We start from the raw sequence: 20,843 nt of genomic DNA, 5'->3' as shown, positions 1-20,843 counted from the left end.
GATAAAAATCCGTGCAAATCGTTCTGCCACCTGAAGTAGAAGCCCTAGTTCAACGCCAACTCACTAGCGGTAAGTATCAGAACGCGATCGCAGAACGAGAACGGCAATCACCACAATCTAAATAACAATGCGATCGCTTATTTTGTCGGGTGCGTATTCCAAAAAATGCGCGATCGCGTCAAAATGATTAAAAGCAATGTCCACCCTACTGAATTACTTTTAATCCTCACTTTTAACTTCTAACTTAATTTATACTTTCCCAAACCGCCGCTCCCGTTGCTGGTAGGCACACAAGGCGCGGTGAAACTCAGCCCGGTCAAAATCGGGCCAGAGAGCATCAGTAATGTAAATTTCTCCATAAGCCATTTGCCAGAGAAGGAAATTTGAGAGGCGCATTTCTCCACTGGTGCGAATTAACAAATCTGGGTCAGTAATTCCGGCTGTGTACAAGTGGCTCTCAAACACCTGTTCATCAATTTCATCAGGTTGTAGCACACCTTGCTGAACTTGTTTTGCGATCGCCTGACAAGCTTGTAAAATCTCTTGCCGTCCGCCATAATTAGTTGCCACCGAAAACCGGATACCGCGATTATTCTTAGTTTCTTCCATTGAACGGGAAATTTCTTGTTGAAGCGATCGCGGCAGGTCTTGCAAATTTCCTACAAACTTAATTTGAACATTCTCTTCGACCATTTCCCGCAGTTCTTGACGCAAAACTCTTTGAAACAGAGTCATCAAAAAATCCACTTCTTCCTGCGGTCTTTTCCAGTTCTCCGTTGAAAAAGCATAAGCTGTCAGCGCCTGAATTCCCCAATCCTGACAACAGCGAAGTAAATCTTTGAGAGCATCTACTCCTCGCTTATGACCCATAATTCGGGGTAGACCCTGACGTTTAGCCCATCGACCATTGCCATCCATAATCACCGCGACGTGCTGGGGCAATAGTTCTCGTTTTAAATCAGTAGGCAAATCTTGCAGTTTAGTTTGTTGTGCTGTCATTTTTTATCTCGAGAAGCGGTCGATGGTAATCCGAGTAAACGTGAAACCAGTGCTAGTGCCTTCCCACCTATCTGACGAACAAAACTCAATAGACCAGGAGCAACTGCTTCCCGATCGACGGTTGGTGACAAAAGAGCTTCTAATGACTCTTTCAGCTTCCTAATCGTCAGCGGTCTATTTAGGGTTCCCCGTTCCGCTAAGGAAATAGAACCCGTTTCTTCAGATACAACGACACAAATGCAATTTTCGACCCGCTCAGTAATTCCCATTGCCGCCCGGTGGCGTGTTCCCAACTGGCGCGAGGCTGTGCGTCCCGAAAGTGGTAAAATTATACCCGATGACACGATCCGTGAGCCACGAATCAGTGTCGCTCCATCGTGTAACAAAGTTTTCGGCTGAAAAATTGTCTGGATCAGTTCTTTAGAAACCTCCGCATTTAGCTTTACTCCTGGCACAGAAAAATCTCGCTCATCAATTGGCCCTGTGGTTTCCACAATTAGTAAAGCTCCAATGCGGTTTTTTGACAATTCTTTAACAGCCTCAACAATTTCATCAATTACACTATCAGATTTGGGCATTGCCAGCCGATCGGGTTGAAACAGCTGGCGGAATTCGCCACGCCCCAATTGCTCCAAAAACCGCCGAAACTCTGACTGTAGAGCAACTGCCATCGCCACAGCACAACCAATCACCAACTTTTCCAGTACAAAATTTAGCAGAGGAAGTCCTAATCTGCCACTTAGTGCTGAGGCTAGCATTAAGATAATGAATCCCCGCACCATCCACAGTGTCCGGCGCTCACTAATAATAACTAGTATCATGTAAGTCAGCGCCAGCACTAACACAATATCCAGAGTCCCAAGTAGCAAGGACTGTGACCATCCTAGGTTTGTCAGCCATTGCTTCCACCAATCTCTCATGACATCTGGATTACACTTTTACCTCTAATTACATTTAGTCATTAGTCATTAGTCATTAGTCATTTGTAATTAGTTCCTGGCTAATGACTAATGATCCTGCGAGTGACGCTCCTGCGTCGCTAATGCTACGCTAACGCCAGTCACCTGCGAAGGGAAACCCTTCTGCAATCTTGGACTCACCAAGGACAAATGACTAAATTTTCAGTCTTTCTGGTAGGCGATCTTGTCGAATTAAGTCTTGATAAGTTTCGCGTTGCAAAATTAAATTTGCTTCGCCATTCGCCACTACGACTGCTGCCGGTCGGGGCAAGCGGTTGTAGTTAGATGCCATACTGTAATTGTACGCACCAGTTCCCATAACTACGAGAATATCCCCGGTTTCAGTCTTTGGGAGTAGGGCATTTTTAATCAGAATATCTCCTGATTCACAATGTTTACCAGCAATTGTCACTGTTTGGGTTAACAAAGAAGACATTTTATTAGCAATAACTGCCCGATAAACTGATTGGTAAGTAATCGGGCGAGGATTGTCAGACATTCCTCCATCAATTGCTACGTAGGTACGAATTTCTGGAATGACTTTGGATGAACCAATAGTATAGGCAGTAACGCAAGCTGTAGCAATTAGCGATCGCCCTGGTTCACTCAGTAATTTTGGCAAAGGCAGATTTTCGGCTGCACAAGCTTCTTGGATTACTTCGCAAATCGCCTTCACCCACTCTTCAATGCTGGGGGGATCGTCTGATTCTGTATACTTAATCCCTAAACCGCCACCAACATTCAACTCTGTAATATTTAAACCATACTTCGCAGCATCCCGCAGCCACTGCACCATGACAGCCGCCAAATCTTGATGCGGTTGGCGCTCAAAAATCTGGGAACCAATATGAGCGTGTACTCCTACGCAATTAAGGGCAGATTGTTGACTAACAAAGGTAAAAACTTCATCTAAATCGTTGGGATCAAAGCCAAATTTGCTATCTAAATGTCCCGTGCGGATATATTCGTGGGTATGACACTCAATACCAGGAGTTAGCCGTAGCATGATGCGGATTTGTTGAGCAGGTTGGGCTATTTCAACAAGAGTACGCAACTCATACCAGTTATCCGCCACAATGGTGACACCAGACTCGATCGCTAAAATTAATTCTTCACGAGATTTATTATTGCCGTGGAGATAGATTTTATTGGGACTAACACCCGCTTGCAAGGCTGTGTAAAGTTCGCCCCCGGAGACAACATCGATTCCTAAACCTTCGGAGGCAGCGATCGCACAAACTGCTAGACAATTCCAAGCTTTTGAGGCATACAATACTTGAGATTCCCCCTTGTAGTATTGCTTGAAAGCATCTCGGTATTGCTGACAAGCCGAACGCAGGGTTTCTTCATCTAAAATATATAAAGGTGAACCAAACTGCTCAACTAGGGTTGTGACATCACACCCACCAATTTCCAGGAGGTCATGATTATGAACTCTGGCAGTCAAGGGTAAAAGTTCTTGATTAGGCGATGGATTTGCGCTGGTGTCGCGCTTTTGAGGTAAATATTGACTTCCAGAATGTTGAACCCCAGTGGGGTGAGTCGATACCATAACTATAAAAGTTGTCCTTGTTCAAATTACGGGCTTTGAGTTCGTCTCCCGATTCCCAGTTTACAAAGGGTTTGTAATCTTATTCAATAAATGTGATTTCATTAGACTTAGAAATTAAATTACTGACTCCAGAGCATCTAAGTGCATTGTTGGAACTGGATCAAGCCTGTTTTGGCGGTCTCTGGACAATGGAGGGCTACCAACGAGAGTTGGACAGCCCCAATAGTGAACTGCTGGGTTTATTTTCCCCTGTCTTTAATTCGAGACTGCTAGGAATGGGTTGCTTTTGGTCAATTTTAGAGGAAGCCCACATTACAATTTTGGCGGTTCATCCCCAATATCAGCGTCAAGGTTTAGGACAGGCTTTATTATATTCACTCATTAAGACAGCTTGCGATCGCAAAATGGAGCGAGCTACCCTCGAAGTGCGAGCTTCCAACTTAGGAGCCATATCTTTATATCAAAAATTTGGCTTCAAAACAGCCGGGCGGCGTCGGCGTTACTACCAAGATAACGATGAGGATGCGCTAATCCTTTGGCTCCCAGACTTACAACACCCCAAATTTCAAGCAACTTTAGACCAGTGGTATTCTACAATCAGCGATCGCCTGAACAAATCCTCTTGGCACTTGCTTTTTAAGTAGTTGGGGATTATTAATTTTGAATTATTGAGGCTTGCGATCGGCTTCAGCAAAAAAAGGCAACTTTGCTTTGCCTAGTTCTATTTGAATATTTTATAGTAAAAAATATTTGCATAATAAAAAGCTATACAATTTATTTTCGATTGACGTAAAAAAATATATATGTTAAATATAAATGTTTGGGATTGAGTCAAGAAACTCTTAATCTAAGCAGTCAGCTATTTGTAATAAATCCCAAAAACGCTGGTGAACTAAAGCTCCTCAGTACACTAGCTAAATGAAAGTAGTCAATAGTTAACAATTAGCCCATTAACCCAAGTCATAGCTTCAGGATGTCTATAATCTGTTATACAGGCATCCAAAAGCTTTGCCTGTGCTAAAATCAGCATACCGGCACGACCGCAGGTGATGGGAAAAATGCCATGTTTGAACGCTTCACAGAAAAAGCCATTAAGGTAATCATGCTGGCCCAAGAAGAGGCCCGCCGTTTAGGTCACAACTTTGTTGGAACCGAGCAGATCCTCCTGGGTCTGATTGGCGAAGGCACTGGTGTGGCTGCCAAGGTGCTGAAATCAATGGGCGTCAATCTTAAAGATGCCCGAATTGAAGTTGAAAAAATTATAGGACGGGGATCAGGCTTTGTTGCCGTGGAAATTCCGTTTACGCCACGGGCAAAGCGAGTTTTAGAACTCTCCTTGGAAGAAGCACGCCAACTGGGGCATAACTACATTGGCACCGAGCATCTGCTGTTGGGCCTAATCCGCGAAGGGGAAGGCGTCGCAGCCAGGGTGCTAGAAAACCTCGGTGTGGATCTATCTAAGGTAAGAACCCAAGTTATCCGTATGTTGGGAGAAACTGCCGAAGTTTCACCAGGTGGTTCATCTGGGCGCACAAAAACCCCGACTCTGGATGAATTTGGCTCAAACCTGACCCAGATGGCGATAGACAATAAGCTCGATCCAGTGGTGGGACGCGCCAAGGAAATTGAGCGCGTGATTCAGATATTGGGTCGCCGAACTAAAAATAACCCAGTGCTGATTGGGGAACCAGGGGTTGGTAAAACTGCGATCGCTGAAGGTTTAGCTTCACGCATTGCCACCAAAGATGTCCCTGACATCCTGGAAGATAAACGCGTCGTCACCTTGGATATTGGTTTGCTCGTAGCAGGAACCAAGTACCGGGGTGAATTTGAAGAACGCTTGAAAAAAATCATGGATGAAATCCGCTCTGCGGGTAATGTCATTCTCGTGATTGATGAGGTACACACCTTAATTGGTGCGGGTGCAGCAGAAGGTGCGATTGACGCAGCGAATATCCTCAAGCCAGCTTTGGCCAGAGGTGAGTTGCAGTGCATCGGTGCTACAACCCTAGATGAATACCGGAAGCACATCGAGCGAGATGCAGCTCTAGAGCGGCGTTTCCAGCCAGTAATGGTTGGCGAACCTACAGTTGATGAAACAATTGAAATTTTATATGGTTTGCGCGAACGCTACGAGCAACACCACAAACTGAAAATCTCCGACGAAGCATTGGTAGCGGCGGCGAAATTGTCAGACCGTTACATTAGCGATCGCTACCTCCCAGATAAAGCCATCGACTTAGTTGATGAAGCTGGTTCTAGAGTGCGCTTGATTAACTCCCAACTGCCACCCGCAGCCAAAGAGTTAGACAAAGAACTGCGTCAGATATTAAAAGAAAAAGATGACGCGGTGCGCTCTCAAGACTTTGACAAAGCTGGGGAATTGCGCGATCGCGAAATGGAAATCAAAGCCGAAATCCGGGCGATCGCTCAAAGCAAGACCAATGCAACTGGCACAGAAGGTGAAGAACCTGTAGTTACAGAAGAAGACATTGCCCACATTGTCGCTTCCTGGACTGGGGTACCGGTGAACAAACTCACCGAATCTGAATCTGAAAAGCTGCTGCACATGGAAGACACCTTGCATCAGCGTTTAATTGGTCAGGATGAAGCTGTGAGAGCAGTTTCACGGGCAATTCGTCGCGCTCGTGTCGGTTTGAAGAATCCCAATCGACCCATAGCTAGCTTTGTCTTCTCTGGGCCTACTGGTGTAGGTAAAACCGAGTTGGCGAAGTCCTTAGCTGCTTACTTCTTCGGTTCCGAAGAAGCGATGATCCGCTTAGATATGTCCGAATACATGGAGCGTCACACCGTCAGCAAACTGATTGGTTCCCCTCCAGGTTATGTTGGTTATAACGAAGGTGGTCAGCTGACCGAAGCCGTGCGGCGGCGACCTTACACCGTGGTGTTGTTCGACGAAATCGAAAAAGCACACCCCGATGTATTCAACATGCTGCTGCAAATTTTGGAAGACGGTCGGTTAACTGATGCCAAAGGTCGCACGGTGGACTTCAAGAACACCTTGCTGATTTTAACTTCCAATATTGGTTCTAAGGTAATTGAAAAAGGCGGTAGCGGTATCGGCTTTGAATTCTCCGAAGATGCCAGCGAGTCCACTTACAACCGGATTCGCTCTTTGGTCAACGAAGAACTCAAACAGTACTTCCGTCCAGAGTTCCTCAACCGACTCGATGAAATTATCGTCTTCCGTCAATTGAGCAAGCCAGAAGTGACCCAAATCGCCGAAATTATGCTCAAGGAAGTATTTGGTCGTCTGACGGAAAAGGGTATCACCTTAGAAGTCACAGACCGCTTCAAGGATCGTTTGATCCAAGAAGGTTACAGTCCCAGCTACGGCGCAAGGCCATTACGTCGGGCAATTATGCGCCTGTTAGAAGATAGCCTAGCAGAAGAAATTCTGTCTGGTCGCATTAAGGATGGCGATACAGCCCTTGTTGATGTGGATGAAAATGGCGTTGTGCAAGTTAGTTCTCAACAGCGTCGGGAATTGTTACCCCAAGGTGTTGAGTAAGATTTAAGGTTTGGGATTTAAGTCTCAAATAGAAAATTAGAAAACGGTAGAGTATTTATTGCTCTACCGTTTTTTTGTCTTGATTTAATAATTTGCTTATTGAACTTTACGCCAAGCCGAGGTAGCAGTCTTAGTTCCTGGTACTATTTCTATTAGCCCCTGAAGTCTAAGCCTATTAAATGCGGCCTTGATAGTACTTTCTGAGCTTACACTCGCAATGTCTCGTGCGGTTCGGTTGTTTATAGTATCGTGATTATTCAAGTATTCCATGATTGTGGATTCAACGGAAGCAAGTTGTTCGTGTCGAATATAAATAATTACTGAGTTTTCCCTTTCTTCAATAATGGGAACCTTAAGCCTCAGGCGAGTCATTGCTTCAAAAGCTGTGTTTAAACCCTCACCCACGTCTTTATTGGGTGCTTCAGGAAATTTGTTAATAAGGCGGACAATAGTACCATTTCTTGCAAATTGCTCTTTCAAAATGTTGTCTATTGTAATGTGTCCTGGTAGATTACCCGGACTTTCGACTTCTACACGATTATCAAAGATACGAATTTGCACGTCTTTCAAAATGCTATAGTCCCTATGAAGCACTGCATTAGTAATAATTTCGTGTAAAACCTCATCAGGATATTTGATGTGTTTTAACTTTCCTGAATCTAATTTTGGGATTTCTTCAACTATCTCCTTAGTCTTCTTTACCGCCACAATAATTTGATCATACAAACAGCCTTCAAGGGTTATTGGATCATCAGCTAGGTTCTCCCTTCGACCTTCTTCATCAGTAGTCTTATATCTATAGACCTTAACTCCACATCTTTTCGGTAGCAAAGCTTGTGGTTCTTCAGAGAAAAGAAGAACACCAGCAACAGTTGGTTTTCCATTAATAATCAACTGTTGTTTTTTTAACCACTGTTCTGGTTCTGCTGACGGTATAACGCGAAGCATAAAATTAAGAATAGGAAGAGAGTTTGTAATCATTTCTATATCAGTATTGACTGTAGCTGTCTCGAAAGAATCTATACCTTTGTCAAGCCTGAGACGTGCAAGTTTCTCTTCTATATCCTGCGGCAAATTTTGCGCTCCACGTCGCAAATATGGAACATTGTCAGAAGCTTTAACTATTTGTCGGGTTTTATTAATGTCTACTTGAAGAACCAACCCTATACAACCATCACACGACAAGAAAGTATAGTTATAGTCATGACCTAATGGAAATAGTTCCTCAAAAACTTGCAAATGAGCATTTGCATCTTCTTGATCAGTAAAGCCACGCCAAGTACGTTGATTTTTTCCATCAATTTTAGTTTCATCAATTCCAATATAAACTTCACCACCGCTAGCATTTGCAAATGCAGATAGAGAGCGAGTTAGTTTCGCTGGCTTTATGTCTATTGATTTCAAGTCTAAAAAGTGGCTTTCCTCAGACGAGAGAATTTGACTAACCTGCTCATAATTAATCTTTTCAACTTTAATTGACATAAGAATTTTTCTTTTACGACTTTAGTATGAAGTAATAATTATATATGGTACAACTCAATAGTTGCTATGTTGAATTAAACGACTTGATTATGGGTATAGCTAGTCAAGGGAATAACAATAGTAGCGATCATTAACGAAATTGCTCTTAACATAATTACATACTCGACTATTTTATAGTTACTAAACTGTTACTTCAGCTTGTGTCTCAGTCTTATCACATGCTTTTCAGTGTGTCTTTATCTTCAATCAATCGACTGATTCTGAATCCGACCTAAAGTGCCTTTAAAATGGGAGAATATAAAGAATCACTGGGAGGAATCAATCGTCATGAATGTGATAGTTGCTAAGTGGACGATTGACGAATATCACCACATGATTGATGCTGGCATTTTGAGCGATCGCAAAGTTGAACTACTCAAAGGAAAAATTGTCGAAAGGGTAAGCTATGCTACTAGCTTATAGCTTAATATCTGTCAAAGTTCTGAGATATTGATTAACTAAAACCCATTGCATTATAGCTTCATAGTAAAATTAGTACACAGTAGGAACAAAAGAACAAAAACGTGCAAAGAATACTTTTAAGCCGTGAAGAAGTTGCACGACGTGCGAAAGAACTGTATGAAAACAGTATTCGTCAACAAGTTGAACGACAAGAAAACATCGGTAAAATGGTGATTATTGATATAGAAACAGGCGAATACGCAATTGATAAAATAGGTATAGAATCGGCGCGATACTTACTTACTAAAAACCCATTTGCTAGACTTTTCGGCATTCGCATTGGTTACAAAGCCGCTGCTTCCTTCAGTGGTGAAATGGAGCGCGATTATCAGTGATTTATGGTATTGTCAAGAACGGACGTGCAACCGTTAATATTGAAATTGAATTGGGGGATTTCTCTAGATGAAGTGAGGCGATTGAAATAGCATTGGTGTTTGATTGTAAAAATTGCTTAATTCATCAGATAAAAACAGAAAATTTCTGTTATTTTACCTTTTTCAATAGTAAAATTTAAACCTCCAGGGCTAGGTTCTTCAACTATGTAATTTAAATTGGTAACTTTACCATCTTGAGATATTTCAGTTTTTCCATAGGTTCTAATCACTTTTGATTGTCTGTCACCTGCTTTTAGTCCATCTATGGTGGAATATTTAGAACTAGTTGCTTTGATTTGATAAACAGTAAATTTATCTGGTTTAGCACCTTCATCTAAATCAACTGTGATGCCTGCATATTTCAGAGTACGAACTTTACCAATAGCGGCTATAAAGCCATTTTCTACCTTTACAGGTTTACCTAAAATTTTTCTGACTTGTGCCTCGGACATAGAAAGTTTCACTCCACCTATTCCTAGACGTTTAATAGTTATTCCTGTTGATTGATTATTAGTATTCTGAGAAATTTGATAGTAAGTAGTAGTAGCAGTTACTTGATTATGGGTGTAACTAGTGAATGGAATAACAAAAGTAGCGATCGCCAACGAAATTTCTCTTAACATAATTGCGTACTCGACTATTTTATAGTTACCAAGCTATAACCCCAGCCTGTGTATCAGTTTTATCACATGCTTTCTGGTATGTCTTTATCTTCAATCAATCGATTGATTCTGGATCAGACCTGAAGTCTCTTTAAAATGGAAGAATATAAAGAATTATTGGAATCAATCGTCATGACGTGATTCTGGCAAAGTGGACAATTGACAATATCACCGTATGATTGACGCTGGCATTTTGAGCGATCGCAAAGTTGAACTACTTCAGGGGGAAATTGTCGAAATGTCGCCGGAAGGGAAATCCCATGCTTATAGTAGTGGTGAAGCTGGTGACTATCCAGCAAACTTATTGGCTGCTTAACTAAAACTTATCAAGACACTTTGACAAATAAATACACATCATCACGCTGATATTTCAACTGAAATCCTTGATTATTTTTCAGTTGATTGGCCAAGCTAGTAGTAAACTCCTGACTATTTGACCAGCCTGGATGACGGACATTGAGCAATACATAATTATAAGTATTTAAATCAGCAGGTGGGGAATCGCCATTTGTAAACGTAATCAATTTTCGGTGGCTTAAATGCGGGGAAATTTTTGCTGTGGTGTAAACGCTTCCTTTAGTTTGAATCTGAGCGATCGCTTGTTTTGTAGCTTGCCAAGTATCTATAGATTTTAAGTATTTACCTCCAAAAAAGGTAAATTTTGCCAGACTTAAAAACGCCACCAATGACCAAAGGATAATCGCTCGTTTATTTGGTAGCCATCCCCTACCTGCGGCGAGGCTGGAAATTACAGCCAACACCAGGAATGGCAGCGCTGGAATAGAGTACTGATGTATCAAGTTCTTTTGAGGTGGGTAATCAGCTAGAATGTTGAGCGCCAAACAAGGAGTAGCTCCTACCAAAGGTTTTATTCCTTGTGGGGAAAGCCCCCAAATCACAGGTGCTAGCAGCAGAACCAAATATTCTAGGTTATCCAGTGAAAAAACCTTTCCCAAGATCAGTCCTGGCTGAAATACTATATTTTTAGCAATACCTAGAACTGAATTACCTAAATAGCTGTAACGTACCATTGCTATTGCTTCTGCACTGTTGAAAAAAGGAATAATTATCTGAGTAGCAATCAGAAACCAGGCGACACCAGCACAAAGAGCGATCGCACCATATAAACGCCGCTTTTCAAACAACAGTAACCAAACTCCCATTCCAGCAACAGTGAGGGACAATACTTCTTTACATCCCAAGACTGGTAAAATACTTAAACAAAACCACCCTAATTGACCTAACCGTGCTGCTAAAACCGCCGCCAATAATAGTGGTACAGCTATCACTTCCGGGTGAAAATCAAATAAATTGGCGTTAAACACCAACGGATGTAAGAGATACACAAATACGATCGCTACTGCTTGGTTTTCCTTCAGTCCAGCTTGACGGGCTAGATGCCAGGTAGGCAAAGTGCCTAATGCCAAGGCAGCTGCTTGCACAGCAAATAACCAGTAAACACTGGGGTAGATTTTGTACAGTAAAGCCAAGGGATAGAATATCCAAGCAGCATGATCGCCCAAAATATGAAAACCGATGAAAGAACTAATAGGTGGTTGCCTTTGACTAATTAAATAAACCGCTTGGTCAAAAATTCCTAAGTCAAAAGCGTTTGATTGAAATAACTTGTGTCGTAAGATGCTGCACCCAAACAAAATTAAGGCACTAACGATAATTATCCAACCAATAAAACCAAGCTGATTTGGTTTTTTCCTCATACCATCAAAAAAGTATCCTTTGTGAGTATTTTAGAGACATAATTAGCAATATTATTCACTACCATAATTAGCCCTAAATGTATCGCACAAATATTGTAAAGCTATTCACAAAAAGAACGGTCATATTCCGAGAAAAAGAATGGTTATTTAGCTTACTGGTAATATCTCTAGTTCTATGGTTGATATTTTTAGGAAACTCCCCTTTACGAGATTGGGATGAAGGTACTTACGCTATAGTCGCTAGAGAGATTTACCGTACTGGTAACTGGCTTTATCCTACCCTTCAAGGAGAACCATTTTTATTAAAACCGCCTTTGATGCAATGGTTAATTGCTTGGTGCTACCAACTAGGAGGAGTGCAAGAGTTAACTACACGCTTACCTGGCGCGGTTTTAACTGCCTTGGGAGTGCCTTTGCTTTACCTGGTGGGGCGTTTGGCTTTTAACCAAAATTTATCGGCTCTATTTGCTGCTTTAGTTTACTTGACAATGTTGCCTGTGGTGCGTCATGGACGACTGGCGATGTTAGATGGGATGACTATTTCTTTTTTCTTGCTGTTGTTATTTTGTCTTTTGAAGGCACGTCAGAACCGAAGATATGCTCTAGGTGTGGGGTTTTGTCTAGGATTAATTATTCTGACTAAGGGGACGATAGTTTTGCTGTTGGGTGCGATCGCCTGTTTATTCCTGCTTGCAGATCGACAATTGGCTTTGTTGAAAAGTCCCTATCTCTGGGTGGGAATTTTGTTAGGAAATACCCCAGCGATCGCTTGGTATATTGCTCAATGGCAACATTACGGTAATACTTTCTTGCAAGTGCATTTTCAAGCACAAGCTTTTGACCGCCTTTTACAACCTGTTGAAGGTAATAGTGGGCCTATTTGGTACTATTTATTAGAATTACTGAAATATGGTTTTCCCTGGCTATTATTTTTACCTGGAGGGCTTTATCTAGCTTGGAAAGAACGCCATAACACTTGGGGTTCTCTAGTTCTGTTGGGTACAATTCTTTACTTAGGAACTATTTCTTTTATGAAAACTAAACTCCCGTGGTATGTCATGCCTATATATCCATTTTTAGCTTTGGCAATTGGTGCTAATTTGAGCGAAGTTTGGCAGTCCCGTAATTTTAGAGTGCGAAGTTGGACAATATTTCTAGCTATTATTTCTATTGCTGGTTTAGGAGGTTGTGTTTACTTTTTTCTTAAAAAAGAGCCTATTTTAATAGTTATGAGCATTGTTTTGGCAATAAGTATGGGCATCGCAGCATGGCTAGTGAAACAGCACGATCGCAACTTTATTCCAGTGTTATTTTCTGGGATGTACTTAGTTTTAGCACTGTTGATGAGTTCGCAATCATGGATTTGGGAATTGAATGAAGCTTTTCCTGTTAAACCAGTAGCGGAATTAATTCGGGCAAATGTTTCACCAGGAACACAAATTTATACTTCTTTTGCTTATGGGCGTCCTAGTTTAGATTTTTACAGCGATTGCAAGGTAACTGCTGCAACTGTGCCAATTTTACAAAAAATGTTATCTAATAAATCTTATTTGCTGTTAGACAATGAGGCTTTAGAGCAAATCAATTTAACTGGTAGTAAAATTATAGGAACAGCTAACGGATTTACACTGATTAGCAAAAATTAATTATACTAAAACTTACAGATGCTCGACTTATCAAATAAGTTTGGGAGCTTATTTATTGATAAACCACCAATGAATGATACCAATCAACCTAAGCTACCCAAAGATCGCGGGCAAATCGAATAGAAAAAGTGAACATTAGTATTCCAAAAAAGTACATAATTGGGTATCCCCAACGAGGATACTGGGCAAGTAATAACCCGAATGCCATTGACAGTGATACAATACCGTAAGCGTAGCGTTCAGCCGAGGCTGTAATCCCGGTGTTTAAAATTAAAGCGAAGGAAGAAAACCCATAGACAACAGCAACAAGGGGAATTTTAGCTCGTAATAACCATATTAAATAAATACCACCAAAAACTAGCGCAATTTTCAGTATTTCATCTCCTGTCAATATCCACAACAATAGCCATAAAAAATATAATCCATAGCGAAATTTTATTATCCCCAAATGTAAACGGAAGCGCCATAATAAACAGCCGCTAACAATAATTATTAAAAATAATAACGGATGCAAAGGGTCTTTAATATAGCCAGATTTAAAATTAGTGAAGCCTACTGTAATTTGCATCAGCATCTTCCACCAACCTTCCCAAGCAAACCCTCTTGCATCACCACGCCACGCTTTTTGTGCATGGATGAAAGCCAAAGCATCGCCAAATTTAATTTGACAATAAAGACTATACAGAGATATACCCAAACCAACAGTTAAACTGGCAATATAGGCTTTTATGCCTCTACGTTCTTTCCAAGTAGCAAACAGAAAAGCGGGGATAAGAGCAACTCCAGGGAGTCGGGTTGCTGTGGATAATGCTCCCCAGAATGCTGCCCAAATATATTGCTTTTTATAAAAAGCTCGTAAGGCAGATGTGGTACACAACAAAAACAGGCCTTCAGTGTAAATTACAGTTCCATAAAGGGAATAGGGACACCATGCTAAAGTAGCTGTCGCCCATCGTGCTGTGCTTGTGTCGTAAAGCTCCTGTACCCAAAAATAAAGTATAAGCAAAGCAGCTAAAAAAGCTGAATTATTAACTAATATACCTGCAACTTTAGAAGGCAAGCCAATGAACATAATTATATGGGTTAACAATGGAAATAAAGGGAAAAATGCAACTGTGTGAATTTCCTTTATGTCACTAGAGAAATCATAACCAGAAGTCACAATTTTCTCATACCAAACACTATCCCAAGCATGGAAAACATCCCAACTAAACGTGGCAGCAACGCCATTTGATGAAGTTGGGAACAATGGGGCAATTAGTAACATAGCGATAGCGATCAGAAGCCTGCTAGACAGCCACATTGCTATGACAAAAAATAAGCCATTTGCCAAAATTTTTTTCTTTATATTCATTTTTACAGAGAGATAAATGAATTTTTACTAGCTGTGATAGTGCTACGAGCCTTCGTTCGTTACTGGAACTGTGGATTGACTAGATTGGGCTAGATAGATACCCGCTAAAACTACAGCAAAAGTTGCCCAGTCAAACAAACCTACCTGTTCCGAAAAAATAAACCAAGCGAAAATGGAGGCTAGGACTGGTTCGAGGAGAAGTGTGACGGCGACGACGCCTGAAGAGATTCTGCTAAGGCTATAAGCCAAAAGTCCCTGACCCAAAACTTGGCAAAAGAGAGCTTGGAAAATTATGAAAAACCAACCCATTGGCGAATAGGGCAACAACCTATCTTCGAGGAATGGGAGGACGGGTAGTAGAAACATTGTTGTGACTCCACAGCGCCACAGCATTATAGTTGCGGTGCTAAATCGGGTTCGGAGTCTTTCTATCAGCAGCATACACGTAGCCATGAAAATCGCAGTTAGTAATGCTAATGCATCACCTAGTATCTGGTCAGTTGCAAATTGCACTTTATTGAGTTCAAATGCGATCGCTCCTCCCAAGGCTATGACCAGACCAATCACGAATCTGTTATCGAAGCGCCGACCAAATAACAGATACCCAGCCAAAGCAACGAATAAGGAGTTCAAATTAGATAGTAAAGCCACGTTAGCAACACTTGTTTGACTCAGCGACCAAGCCCACAAGAGGAGGTAGGTTCCAGCAGCGGTTCCCATTGCCAACAATAGCCATACTTCTTGACTTGTAAAAGGCTTCTGTTCTATAGATTGGTTATCGGACTGTTGGTACCGGAAAGCCTCAATTCCATTCCACAGGGCAAAGACAACTGTGGCGATCCAACTGCGATGAAATACTACAGCATTTGCACCAATTTCTTGTTGACATAATTTGGTCAGAGATGGTGCTAAAGATATGGGAATCAGGGCAATAAATAATGAGACAGTTCCTAATAAAGCTGGTGTTTCGGTGAATTGTTGCTTTAGTAATGACAGTTTGGTCGTCATACTTTTAACGAAAGTGTTAACTATAGTTTTTACTGATTCCTGGAACGGTAAATTAACAGCAGATTGGCTCGATATGGCTAAGTATAAACCCATTAAAACTACAGCGAAACCTACCCAATTTGAGACAGTTAATTTTTCCGAAAATATTACAAGAGCGAAAATGCCGCTAAATACTGGCTCTAACAGATGCACTAAGGAGACAACTACAGAGGAAAACCTGGCAAGGCTATAGGTCAAAAGCCCATGACCTAAAACTTGGCAAATCAAGGCTAGGAAAATGACCCAAAGCCACCCACTGACTGTAGAGGGAAAAAGTTGATCTTGAGTGAACAAAAGTATGGGGAAGATGGCTAGAGACGCGATCGCACAGATCCACAACTGGATTGTGGCGGGAGAAAATTTGGTTCGTAATTTTTCTACGATCAGCAGGTATGCACCCAAGAAAACCGCAGAAACGATCGCAGCAAAGCCTCCTTGAACTTCGTCTGTGGCGATTTGCAGTTCTTCAAATTCAATGGCGATCGCTCCTCCAAGCGCAATGACCATCCCAATCAGGAATTGGCTCTCAAAACCCTGACGAAATAACAGCCACACCCCTAAGCTAGTAAATATGGGTGCGAGATTATGCAATACACTAGAAATCGCAACGCTAGTTTGAGTCAGCGACCAAGCTAAAAAAGCTAAAGTAGCAGCCCAAAGAATACCAGCGCCTAGTAATAGGAATAGATCCTGACTGGTGTAGGTCTGCTGTTCTACAGGTTTTTCTAAGGAGAATCGCTGCCGTATTGCCTTGTATCCATTCCAGAGCAAGAAGACCACACTAGCAAGCCAAAGGCGATTAAACACAGTGGCACTGGGGCTGAGTTCAATTTCACTCAATTTCATAAAAATTGAGCCAAAAGAAATGGCACCTACACCTACGAATAATGAAGCGATCGCTATCTTCGTTTGATTGGATACATTCATTAGGAAATTTAAATTCAATTTCTTAGCAATAATGGATCAAACTCTCTAACCAACCCAGCGCTCTTGGGCAAATCCTACAGCTATTTTGGCTAGTAATGTCACAAAAGCACCCAATATTAAATATCCCTGACGAGGATGGCGAGATAGCAGCACACCAATGGCTATATTCAAAGGCACAATACCATAGGCAAGACGGCTCAAGGAGATAGTACCTCCAGAGGCTAGCAGCAAACCAATACCACAAAAGCCATAGATAATTGTAACTGGGGTCAGTTGCGTGTGTAAGCGCCATAACACATAACCACCACCCAAGACCATAAACAAGTTGAGCAAGTTATTGATCCACTCTGCACTCGCCAAAATCAACAAAAATAAGACTAAAGCATAAAAGCCATAGAATAATTTCACTGAACGAAAATGTTGACGGAAACGCCATAAAAGATAGCTACTGGCAACAATCATGCCAAACAATAACAGATACCAAGGGTCTTGAATGCCGCCAGAGGAGTTTTGAATCCAACCATATTGCCAATTCTTTGTGCCGACTACAATTTGCATGAGCATATTTAACCAACCCTGCCAATCAAACCCAAGGGAAGGTCGCCATCCCCGCTGTGCTTCGATAAAAGCTAAAGGATTGCCAAAATAAATCGCACAATACAAACTGAAGAGAAGTATGCCAATAGCGGTAGTCAAACCAGCTATATAGGCAATGGCTGGTCGGCGTTCTTTCCAGGCTGCGATCGCAAATGCTGGAATTAGTGCCATACCTGTAGGACGTGTTGCTGTCGCCATCGCCCCCCAAAGCGCAGTCCAGCCATACTGCTTTTGATCGAAAGCTCGCAAAGCCGCCGTACTCAAAAACAAATACATCCCCTCTGTGTAAACCACCCCGGTAAACATGGATGATGGATACAAAGAAACCACAGCAGTCCCCCACTGCGCTGCATTGATGCCATAATGCTCCTTAACCCAAAAGTACAAACAGTAAAGCGCTGCAAAAAACGCCAAGTTGTTGACTAACGTGCCTGCCAATTCAAACGGTAAGCCCAACTTCATCAAAACCCAAATACTTAAGGGAAACAGGGGAAAGAAGGCCAGATTATGTTGCTTGCCGTCATTCACAAATTCATATCCAGAAGTTGCGATCGCTCGATAATGCATACTATCCCAGGCATCAAAAACCCCCCAGCCAAAATGGGGCAAAAATTCTTCTGATGGTAACGGTAGCTTTGGTGCAACCAGTAACATAGCAGTCCAGATAAATATTCGGCTGGCAAGCCATATTGCTGCTGGAAACAGGAAATCATTTTTCCATAAAACTTTTTTTATAACTATCTGAACTTTCACCATAAGGTTGAGTGCTTCAACAAACTCCTTTATGCATCCTTCTACCTATGGCTGCAACACAGCAATTTATGAGTAATATTTTGCATATTAAATCCTCCATCAACATAATTAACAAACTGGACAAATCGGCAATTACTTGAAAATATTTCTTATTTAGTTATTTTTGCCAATTCTTTCTGAGTTTATCTTTAAAAATATAGTATTTATAAATACAGGTTTTGTCTAGTTATATGAAAAGTGAGCCGCTTTAGGGCGTATTTTAAAAGCCGATGAAATAGTTTAGGAATTACGCAATGCATATCAAAATACTGTTTAATATAGCACTCAGTATACGGCACACTTGTTACTCCTCAACTATAGAAAGGGCTTTTAGCTCTTTTTGAATGTATTCACGAAGTTCATCTTCAGTATATTTAAGTTGATTAATTCTTCCACTATAAATAAGATTTAATCTTGCAACTTCTATTTGATCTAGATGTACAAAATCCTCACCATCTAGAAATTCAATTTCTAACTCATCTATAAATAAATCTACTGCTATTTTTTGCAGTAATAAAGTAGATTTTACTTATCTTGTTTGCTGAATTTTTATTGTTGTAAAAATAGTTCTATAGCATTAGCTCTTATATATTTACACAGAAAATGAATATCTATATAACCTGCATCTTCAATATCTATTCTGAAGGGTTTTGTGGGTTCAATGCGGACATAATTACAACCCAGTCCATAACAGACTTCTTCAACCATAACAATGGAGTCGATAAAAGAAAGCTAAGAACATATTGAAAAGGGAACTTATCTTGGTAAACTAATATTTCTGCAATCTCATATTTTTTTAATTCATTTATAAACTGACTAAAGTAATCTATTGGATTAGAATATTTTTCATTCCAGTACATTTCATTCAGGAGATTTATCATATCTTGTTGTTTATTTGTCATGGTAAATATTCATCCATTATTTTAGATTTATCTGTGATAAAACCTTGAAATTAACGGATTGGGGCTGGCGCAGGGACGAGGACAAGAGGAGATAGAGACACGCCGATACCTTCCTTCTGTCCCTCACCTCCTCCTCGTCAGTGTATCGATTATAGTGATTGCTGTTATTAAAGAGTCCGCAGCAATTTATAGTGGGAGTTGTCTGTAAATCCTTAAGCAATTGTGAAAGCGATTACTCTTGTTGGTTCCACTGGTTCTATTGGTACTCAGACTTTAGATATTGTCACTCAGTACCCAGATCAGTTTCGGATTGTGGGATTGGCAGCTGGGAGCAATGTCGAAATGTTCGCTGCTCAAATTCGGCAGTTTCGGCCGAAAATAGCAGCAATTTGCTCAGAAGAGAAATTACCAGCGCTCAAAGAAGCAATCAAAGACCTCGATCCCCAACCGATTCTACTGGCAGGTGACGCTGGAGTGATAGAAGTCGCCCGTTACGGCGATGCCCAAACTGTTGTCACTGGTATCGTTGGTTGTGCTGGTTTGCTACCCACGATCGCAGCTATTGAAGCTGGTAAAGATATTGCCTTAGCGAACAAAGAAACCTTGATTGCTGGGGCCCCTGTGGTTCTTCCCCTAGTTGAAAAACACGGTGTAAAATTACTCCCAGCCGATTCCGAACATTCCGCAATCTTTCAATGCCTCCAAGGTGTGCCAAAGGCAGGCTTGCGAAAAATTCTGCTCACTGCATCAGGTGGAGCTTTCCGCGACTGGGATGTAGAAAAGTTAGCAGATGTAACGGTTGCTGACGCCCTCAAGCATCCTAATTGGTCGATGGGGCGGAAAATCACAGTAGACTCTGCTACTTTGATGAATAAAGGGCTGGAAGTAATTGAGGCTCACTTTCTGTTTGGGTTGGATTATGACGATATCGAAATTGTCATTCATCCCCAGAGCATTATTCACTCACTGATTGAACTGCAAGACACTTCAGTTTTAGCCCAACTCGGTTGGCCGGATATGCGCTTACCCTTACTGTATGCTCTATCTTGGCCCGATCGCATCTATACCAACTGGGAACGACTAGATTTAGTCAAAGCTGGAAATTTAACCTTCCGTGAACCAGATCACCAAAAGTATCCTTGTATGCAGTTGGCTTATGCTGTGGGTAAAGCTGGTGGTTCGATGCCAGCTGTGTTAAATGCCGCAAATGAGCAAGCTGTAGCTTTATTTCTATCAGAAAAAATTCGGTTTTTAGATATTCCCCGATGTATCGAATGGGTGTGCGATCGCCATCAAAATGATAACCGTGCTAATCCCTCTTTAGATGACATTTTGGCAGCAGATAAATGGGCAAGACAAGAAGTTTTAACAGCGACTGAAAATTTAGAAACTCACTCGCGGATAATTTCTCTGCGATAAAAACCTTCAGTTTAGATTGGACTGGGGATTAGAAATTGATGCCTAGTCCCCAATCTCTAATCCCCAACCTCTAATCCAATTAATATGAAAATCATTTCACTTTATCGCAAAGACGTACTCACTGAACTACAAAAAGTTAACAAATTGAAGATACTTGGTGGCTTCCGGAACAGCCATAATTTTCATGTATATTTATAATTGATATTCAAAGAAAAATTAAAAAAATTTACAAAAGCTTTGCAAAAAAAAGCAGGATAACACATAAATAATTATCTCATTTTTAGGTAAGATATCCCCAGGCTAGTTATCACAAAAAATCATTTTAGTGGATATTCAAAATTGAGTTTAGCATCTTTTATACCAGTGATTATTACCAAAAC

At 41.2% G+C, this 20,843-nt stretch carries 15 protein-coding genes and 2 pseudogenes; 7 read left to right on the top strand and 10 right to left on the bottom strand.

Annotation, left to right across the window (positions count from 1 at the left end; translation table 11 throughout):
* Positions 1 to 249: 249 nt before the first annotated feature.
* From RM347_RS06865 to lysA, 3 genes are all read right to left on the bottom strand, one after another.
* Positions 250 to 999: an isoprenyl transferase gene (locus RM347_RS06865; protein ID WP_322721185.1), complete on the bottom strand. Its 750-nt coding sequence runs from the start codon at positions 997 to 999 to the stop codon at positions 250 to 252.
* Positions 996 to 1,919 carry a diadenylate cyclase CdaA gene (gene cdaA, locus RM347_RS06860; RefSeq protein ID WP_322721186.1) on the bottom strand — a complete coding sequence of 308 codons (924 nt, stop codon included), beginning with the start codon at positions 1,917 to 1,919 and terminating at the stop codon, positions 996 to 998. Before cdaA ends, RM347_RS06865 begins: the two co-directional genes overlap by 4 nt.
* Before the next feature lie 193 nt (positions 1,920 to 2,112).
* Positions 2,113 to 3,510 carry a diaminopimelate decarboxylase gene (gene lysA, locus RM347_RS06855; RefSeq protein WP_322721187.1) on the bottom strand — a complete coding sequence of 466 codons (1,398 nt, stop codon included), beginning with the start codon at positions 3,508 to 3,510 and terminating at the stop codon, positions 2,113 to 2,115.
* Between the two features lie 92 nt (positions 3,511 to 3,602).
* On the opposite strand from lysA, the gene rimI reads away from it, so the two are divergent.
* A complete protein-coding gene (rimI, locus tag RM347_RS06850; protein WP_322721188.1) occupies positions 3,603 to 4,154 on the top strand; it encodes a ribosomal protein S18-alanine N-acetyltransferase in 552 nt (183 codons plus the stop codon).
* A 419-nt stretch (positions 4,155 to 4,573) separates the two neighbouring features.
* Positions 4,574 to 7,042: an ATP-dependent Clp protease ATP-binding subunit gene (locus RM347_RS06845; RefSeq protein WP_012412218.1), complete on the top strand. Its 2,469-nt coding sequence runs from the start codon at positions 4,574 to 4,576 to the stop codon at positions 7,040 to 7,042.
* A gap of 96 nt (positions 7,043 to 7,138) precedes the next feature.
* On the opposite strand, the gene RM347_RS06840 is transcribed toward RM347_RS06845, so the two are convergent.
* On the bottom strand, positions 7,139 to 8,524 hold the full coding sequence (locus RM347_RS06840) for an ATP-binding protein (protein ID WP_322721189.1): 1,386 nt from the start codon (positions 8,522 to 8,524) through the stop codon (positions 7,139 to 7,141).
* Between the two features lie 327 nt (positions 8,525 to 8,851).
* Between RM347_RS06840 and RM347_RS06835 the strand changes: the two are divergent.
* Positions 8,852 to 8,959: pseudogene (locus tag RM347_RS06835) on the top strand (Uma2 family endonuclease); the annotation flags it as partial.
* Positions 8,960 to 9,087: 128 nt separating this feature from the next.
* The gene (locus tag RM347_RS06830) at positions 9,088 to 9,360 is read left to right on the top strand and encodes a hypothetical protein (protein WP_322721190.1); all 273 of its coding nucleotides are present in this window, start codon (positions 9,088 to 9,090) and stop codon (positions 9,358 to 9,360) included.
* Between the two features lie 116 nt (positions 9,361 to 9,476).
* Here the strand turns inward: RM347_RS06830 and RM347_RS06825 are convergent, their stop codons facing one another.
* Positions 9,477 to 10,022, bottom strand: coding sequence for a hypothetical protein (locus RM347_RS06825; RefSeq protein WP_322721191.1), 546 nt, complete (start codon positions 10,020 to 10,022; stop codon positions 9,477 to 9,479).
* Between the two features lie 161 nt (positions 10,023 to 10,183).
* Between RM347_RS06825 and RM347_RS06820 the strand changes: the two are divergent.
* Positions 10,184 to 10,368 (top strand): annotated as a pseudogene (locus RM347_RS06820) (Uma2 family endonuclease); the annotation flags it as partial.
* Between the two features lie 19 nt (positions 10,369 to 10,387).
* On the opposite strand, the gene RM347_RS06815 reads toward RM347_RS06820, so the two are convergent.
* Positions 10,388 to 11,779, bottom strand: a complete 1,392-nt coding sequence (locus tag RM347_RS06815) for a DUF2079 domain-containing protein (protein WP_322721192.1) — start codon at positions 11,777 to 11,779, stop codon at positions 10,388 to 10,390.
* 77 nt (positions 11,780 to 11,856) lie between these two features.
* Here RM347_RS06815 and RM347_RS06810 point away from each other — a divergent pair, with 77 nt between their 5' ends.
* Complete coding sequence (locus RM347_RS06810; protein ID WP_322721193.1) at positions 11,857 to 13,425, top strand: ArnT family glycosyltransferase; 1,569 nt, start codon at positions 11,857 to 11,859, stop codon at positions 13,423 to 13,425.
* An 88-nt stretch (positions 13,426 to 13,513) separates the two neighbouring features.
* Here the strand turns inward: RM347_RS06810 and RM347_RS06805 are convergent, their stop codons facing one another.
* The 4 genes from RM347_RS06805 to RM347_RS06790 all read right to left on the bottom strand — a co-directional run bounded on the left by RM347_RS06805 (position 13,514) and on the right by RM347_RS06790 (position 19,044).
* The gene (locus tag RM347_RS06805; protein ID WP_322721194.1) at positions 13,514 to 14,779 is read right to left on the bottom strand and encodes a hypothetical protein; all 1,266 of its coding nucleotides are present in this window, start codon (positions 14,777 to 14,779) and stop codon (positions 13,514 to 13,516) included.
* A 42-nt stretch (positions 14,780 to 14,821) separates the two neighbouring features.
* Positions 14,822 to 16,753, bottom strand: a complete 1,932-nt coding sequence (locus RM347_RS06800) for a DMT family transporter (protein ID WP_322721195.1) — start codon at positions 16,751 to 16,753, stop codon at positions 14,822 to 14,824.
* A gap of 45 nt (positions 16,754 to 16,798) precedes the next feature.
* Complete coding sequence (locus RM347_RS06795; protein WP_322721196.1) at positions 16,799 to 18,106, bottom strand: mannosyltransferase family protein; 1,308 nt, start codon at positions 18,104 to 18,106, stop codon at positions 16,799 to 16,801.
* Positions 18,107 to 18,777: 671 nt separating this feature from the next.
* Complete coding sequence (locus RM347_RS06790) at positions 18,778 to 19,044, bottom strand: hypothetical protein (protein ID WP_322721197.1); 267 nt, start codon at positions 19,042 to 19,044, stop codon at positions 18,778 to 18,780.
* A 222-nt stretch (positions 19,045 to 19,266) separates the two neighbouring features.
* On the opposite strand from RM347_RS06790, the gene RM347_RS06785 reads away from it, so the two are divergent.
* Positions 19,267 to 20,463 carry a 1-deoxy-D-xylulose-5-phosphate reductoisomerase gene (locus RM347_RS06785; protein WP_322721198.1) on the top strand — a complete coding sequence of 399 codons (1,197 nt, stop codon included), beginning with the start codon at positions 19,267 to 19,269 and terminating at the stop codon, positions 20,461 to 20,463.
* The last annotated feature ends 380 nt before the right edge of the window (positions 20,464 to 20,843 follow it).

The organism is Nostoc sp. ChiQUE02 (assembly GCF_034531305.2).
Lineage (GTDB): Bacteria > Cyanobacteriota > Cyanobacteriia > Cyanobacteriales > Nostocaceae > Nostoc.
The sequence above is the reverse complement of the archived record's forward strand: the minus strand, read 5'-3'. Positions and strand labels throughout refer to the sequence as shown.

What these genes read in the sequence shown, in the direction of transcription:
- RM347_RS06795 (WP_322721196.1), bottom strand. Translation starts at nt 18,106, where the DNA reads ATGGTGAAAGTTCAGATAGTTATAAAAAAAGTTTTATGGAAAAATGAT.
- RM347_RS06810 (WP_322721193.1), top strand. Translation starts at nt 11,857, where the DNA reads ATGTATCGCACAAATATTGTAAAGCTATTCACAAAAAGAACGGTCATA.
- RM347_RS06805 (WP_322721194.1), bottom strand. Translation starts at nt 14,779, where the DNA reads ATGAATATAAAGAAAAAAATTTTGGCAAATGGCTTATTTTTTGTCATA.
- RM347_RS06840 (WP_322721189.1), bottom strand. Translation starts at nt 8,524, where the DNA reads ATGTCAATTAAAGTTGAAAAGATTAATTATGAGCAGGTTAGTCAAATT.
- lysA (WP_322721187.1), bottom strand. Translation starts at nt 3,510, where the DNA reads ATGGTATCGACTCACCCCACTGGGGTTCAACATTCTGGAAGTCAATAT.
- RM347_RS06800 (WP_322721195.1), bottom strand. Translation starts at nt 16,753, where the DNA reads ATGAATGTATCCAATCAAACGAAGATAGCGATCGCTTCATTATTCGTA.
- RM347_RS06790 (WP_322721197.1), bottom strand. Translation starts at nt 19,044, where the DNA reads ATGACAAATAAACAACAAGATATGATAAATCTCCTGAATGAAATGTAC.
- RM347_RS06815 (WP_322721192.1), bottom strand. Translation starts at nt 11,779, where the DNA reads ATGAGGAAAAAACCAAATCAGCTTGGTTTTATTGGTTGGATAATTATC.
- RM347_RS06825 (WP_322721191.1), bottom strand. Translation starts at nt 10,022, where the DNA reads ATGTTAAGAGAAATTTCGTTGGCGATCGCTACTTTTGTTATTCCATTC.
- cdaA (WP_322721186.1), bottom strand. Translation starts at nt 1,919, where the DNA reads ATGAGAGATTGGTGGAAGCAATGGCTGACAAACCTAGGATGGTCACAG.
- RM347_RS06865 (WP_322721185.1), bottom strand. Translation starts at nt 999, where the DNA reads ATGACAGCACAACAAACTAAACTGCAAGATTTGCCTACTGATTTAAAA.
- RM347_RS06845 (WP_012412218.1), top strand. Translation starts at nt 4,574, where the DNA reads ATGTTTGAACGCTTCACAGAAAAAGCCATTAAGGTAATCATGCTGGCC.